This is a genomic window from Thermoplasmatales archaeon (genome assembly GCA_014361245.1).
Lineage (GTDB): Archaea > Thermoplasmatota > E2 > UBA202 > JdFR-43 > JACIWB01.
In genome coordinates, this window is record JACIWB010000066.1 from 1 (window position 1) to 4,541 (window position 4,541).

The window sequence follows — 4,541 nt, forward strand, 5'->3', positions numbered from 1 at the left end:
ATCCCCCCATGTATAGTATCTAAATCTGCACTCTAGATTACAAATAAAATCTTAAAGCCTTCTAAAATTAAAAAATTTTGAATCAAAACTTTCTACAATATAATATTGTATCATGCCAATAGACCCCAATAGATTCTACAATATACTATTGTAAAATACCAATAGAATACAGTAAATATTCGTAGTCTACAATAGATTATCGTAACGCGAAAATATACTACAATATTATATTGTAGAATCTACAATAGAATACAATATGAAATACTTAGAATCCATAATCAGGTGTTATGAGCGCAGATACAAGCGTAAAGACCGTCAATACACCACCACACAATACACAATCAACCTAAAAAAAGACAAAGTAGAATCAAAAGGCTTCAAATGCAACCAAGAAGTATGTATACTCCCAAAACAAGAATTCCAAGAACTAATAGAAACATACCAAAAATATGAAAAAATACTAGAAGAAAACAGACAATTAACAAAACAACTAGCCCAAGCACAAAACGAATATGATAAATTAAAAAATGAACACAGACACCTACAAGAAGTGTACAAGAAAAGAGAAAAACAAATCAGCCACCTGGAAAACGAAGTAGAAAGACTACAAAACAGGGGCATACTACAGATAATCCTGGAAAAATTAACCAAAAGAAAAGCAATAGAAGAACCCAAGGAATAGTATTTTGGATTCAATGAGTATCTTCCCATCATTTTACGCACAAATGTGCAAAATAAGATAAAAGATGAACATTTAAAAATATGAATTCTGTGATAGTTCGGTTAATTTTTTAGGATTTTATTATTTTTCACGAAAAAATAATATCAGAATTGAAAAAAATTAAAAAATTGGGGATTTTCTTGGCTCTATTAAATCAAAAAATAGAAGGACTGAAATGGATAAGTTACTTTGATGGCATAAACAACGAACTGAGATTACCACTTGTCCACTTCTTTGAGGGCTTTGGCCAAATTTCTGGCTATTGCGTACGATAATGTGGGGGGTACAGCTTCACCAACTTTTTTATATTTATTTGTAACGGAACCCGGTAATTCCCAATCAAGGGGGAAACCTTGGATCGCCTTATACTCATTTACGCTTAAAGGTCTTTCTTCCCAAGGGTGAATCATCATGCTCCCCTTCATGGAGGGGCTAGTTACAAGGGTGGGGGACGGCTCGAACCAACACAGTCTCCTGTAAAACCCCATCTTACCCCCACCTGCATAAAGTGCGTTGTTCATCGCTTCTCTTTTAAATCTGTCCGGTATTTGCCTCCAATTGCCACCTGCTGGTACATATCGCATATAAGTGGCGTACTTGGGTGGTAAATTGATAAATTCGCCTGGTTCAATACCCATTATTGCGTCAAAAAGTGTTCGCCATGGTTTTAATAATTTTAAAGATGGTAAATTGGGCTTTTTATGGGTTTTTTCAGGTATTAGAGGTATTTTAACTTTTAAGTCCGGTCTCAAGCCTATTATTATAACCCTCTTTCGTTTCTGTGGTGTTCCATAATCAGCGGCGTCTAAAACGCCTTGGAAAATCCTATAGCCAGTGTTTTTGAGCTCATCCAGAATAACCTTCCAAACACTTCCCTTTCGCTCTTCGGGCAATAGTTTCCTTTTTCCACGCTCTTTTATTGGTACATGTTTTATTCTAGCATTTAACAAACCTGTGACTTCTTCCATTACAAAAATCTTTGGTTTAGCCTCATTGATTACCCTAATATACTCCCTAAGAGGTGAAGCCCGGGGGTCATTTAGCCCCATCCTTTTACCCGCAGTAGAAAATGGTTGGCATGGGGGCCCACCTGTGAGCACGTCTATATCACCTTTATCTTCGCCGGCCGTTTCTAGTAAAGTTTCAGTTGGGATATTTTTAATGTCATCGAGGATAAATGGTATTTCTGGGCGGTTAGCAGAGATGATTTCTTTAGAAGCAGGGTCTATGTCAACAGCTACTCTAGTATCGAAACCTGCCCATTCGAAACCTAAATCTAATCCAAAACTACCTGAAAACAACGAGATGGAACTAAATCCGTTAGACCTAAGTTTTGTACCCTCGGGGACGCCCCTACATTTTATATTCCTTGAATATTCACTTAATATGCTCTTGTCGATATTTACCCATTTCCTTAATGTATCTTTATAATCTTGTGGTGGTTCGCTTGACTCCATGCGGTTAAGGATTTCTGACAAAATTTCGATTAGATCTTCTCTTTTTTTTATTCCTGTTTCAATTACTTCTAAATCTGCCAAAGCAGATATATATGCCCGTATATCACCCATACCAATTCCTTTTTTGCCCCTGAAACTTTCTATTATGTTAAAATACTTTGCTAACACTTCGCTTTCACGTGCTTTCATTTTTGCACCTTCTTGATTTTTTTGATGGTTATATTACCCTTAGTGGTTAGTAACCATTCTAATTCATCCCCATTATCCAAATCCAAAATTTTCCTGACAGCAAAAGGTATTGTAGTGTAGCCTCGCCCCCAAATTTTTGATTTACCTAACTTTGGCACGTTTAACACCATACATGTAATTATACATGTAATTATACATGTATTCTCTTATAAATTTTTTTATATAAATAATTTACAAACAATTATTAAAGGTCATCCAATGGGGGGATTTTATACCAAATCTATGCCCAAAATCCGAAGAGGAATTCAATTCACGGGAAAGAAAAGTTGAACTTGAAATCAGGCGCTTTAGTAAAAAAGCCAATAGATTAATTGAAAACATCAAAGTGGAGGATTTAATAGATAAGGGTGGTATCAATCCATATCTCGTAACTGCATTGGGGTTTAAAACGATAGAAGAAGCCGTAGAGTTTTTTGTAATGCGCAGAGTTGAAAGAACCTTAGGAACAAGTTTTGGAAATATCCTTGAAAAATTTATTATTATTATTTTCGGGGGTAAAAGCGGTAAGGATGTGAATAGCAACTGCAAAAAACGGCAAGTGAAAGATAAATCTTGGCTTTGTTGGTGGGATGTTGTCATTGATAGACCCATAAAAGATGGCAATGAAAAATGGAATGGGATCGTGATGGCCGTCAAGAGTGGCCCTGCAAATATGGATAAAGATCAGGTGGAACATTTTTGTCAAAAGGCCAGACAAGCAGAGGAAAAAGGTTACAGGCCGTATTTGATATTTGTTTATGGAAAAGAAGCTTGGAGTGTTATAACAACCACCCTCAAAAGTCAGGGTTTCCATCCCAAGAGGTATCTGAGAATAGGTAAAGAAGTTTTTGAGGAATTCTTTGATGACTCGGGCTATTATAAAAGGGCTCTGGAATTATTTAGTGTTGGGGGTTTAAGTAAAGATTTATTTGAATTAATAGACACAAAAAAGGCTGCTTTAGTCAAAGAATTGACAATTAAATATGGCAAAAACTTAAACGAGTTTTTACAGAGCACTTTTTAACCACTAACTTCTTTCGCTTTTAAATTTATGATATTCCAAAAGTGAATTTGTGGAAGATGCTGATATGTTGCCTAAATTTTACTTCGACCCAAAACCATATGAGAGGTCACCACCTTGCCTGAATTCGATAATAAAAAGAAGTTATTCATAAAAACAATGCTTAATTTCTGGGAAAGAAAAAAACGTGATTTCCCTTGGAGACGTACAAAGAATCCATACAACTTACTCGTGACCGAGATACTCCTTAGGAGAACAACAGCCCAGCATGTCATGAAAATATACCACAAATTTTTTAAAAAGTACAAGTCATTTCAGGATATTTTGGAAACCCCGGAATCAGAGATCGCCAAAGATCTCTGGAGACTTGGCCTTTCAAATCAACGGTCAAAACAACTCAAAAAACTCGCAGAAATCATAGTACATGAACATGGTGGCAAAATACCCACAGAAGAGTCTGAAATCTTAAAATTACCAGGTGTTGGTAACTACACATGTGCAGCTCTCATGTGTCTAGCGTTTGAGAAACCAGCTGCAATGGTAGACTCTAATTTTGTACGGGTAGTCAAAAGGTATTTTGGAGGCCATTATAAAAATTTGGATTATAATCACAAAGAGTTATGGAAATTTGCAAGATCACTTGTACCTGAAGGCAAATGTAAGGAGTTTAACCTTGGTTTAATGGATTTTACTGCAATTATATGTGTCCCAAAAAAGCCAAAATGCACTAAATGTAATTTGGCAGCCCTATGTAGTTATAAAAAATCAAATCTTTAATACGAGTAGATCTTTGTTTGTGAATATTTCCTTACTATCAACTAATCGTGATAATATTTTTTACAATGAGATTTTTTTTCGGTTTCTAAAGAATGTAGCTTTACCTAGCCAGGTCATGAATGTGTGGATTTCGACTTGTAATGAGAATGTACAAATTGAGCCAGGGACACACTAAATTTCGATTTGTAACACAAAGGACACAAAGTTAATACTTATTATGTGGAATGTACACACGGATTTCAACTTGTAAGGGGAATTAGGTGTGGACTCACACACCAAATTTCGATTTGTAATGGGAATGTACCCTGCCCTTGTTAATATTTATTGAGTTGATTTT

Annotated in this window: 4 protein-coding genes; 3 read left to right on the forward strand and 1 reads right to left on the reverse strand. The window is 35.6% G+C overall.

All coding sequences use genetic code 11. From position 1 onward, the window contains the following. Nucleotides 1-256 precede the first annotated feature (256 nt). Nucleotides 257-682 (forward strand): hypothetical protein, encoded by a 426-nt coding sequence (locus H5T45_07260; protein MBC7129499.1) that lies wholly within the window; start codon nucleotides 257-259, stop codon nucleotides 680-682. 254 nt (nucleotides 683-936) lie between these two features. Here the strand turns inward: H5T45_07260 and H5T45_07265 are convergent, their stop codons facing one another. Further along, entirely contained in the window at nucleotides 937-2,367 is a 1,431-nt protein-coding gene (locus tag H5T45_07265) for a DNA cytosine methyltransferase (GenBank protein ID MBC7129500.1), read from the reverse strand. 226 nt (nucleotides 2,368-2,593) lie between these two features. On the opposite strand from H5T45_07265, the gene H5T45_07270 reads away from it, so the two are divergent. Then, on the forward strand, nucleotides 2,594-3,430 hold the full coding sequence (locus H5T45_07270) for a hypothetical protein (GenBank protein MBC7129501.1): 837 nt from the start codon (nucleotides 2,594-2,596) through the stop codon (nucleotides 3,428-3,430). A 114-nt stretch (nucleotides 3,431-3,544) separates the two neighbouring features. Next, nucleotides 3,545-4,204 (forward strand): hypothetical protein, encoded by a 660-nt coding sequence (locus H5T45_07275; GenBank protein ID MBC7129502.1) that lies wholly within the window; start codon nucleotides 3,545-3,547, stop codon nucleotides 4,202-4,204. Nucleotides 4,205-4,541 lie beyond the last annotated feature (337 nt).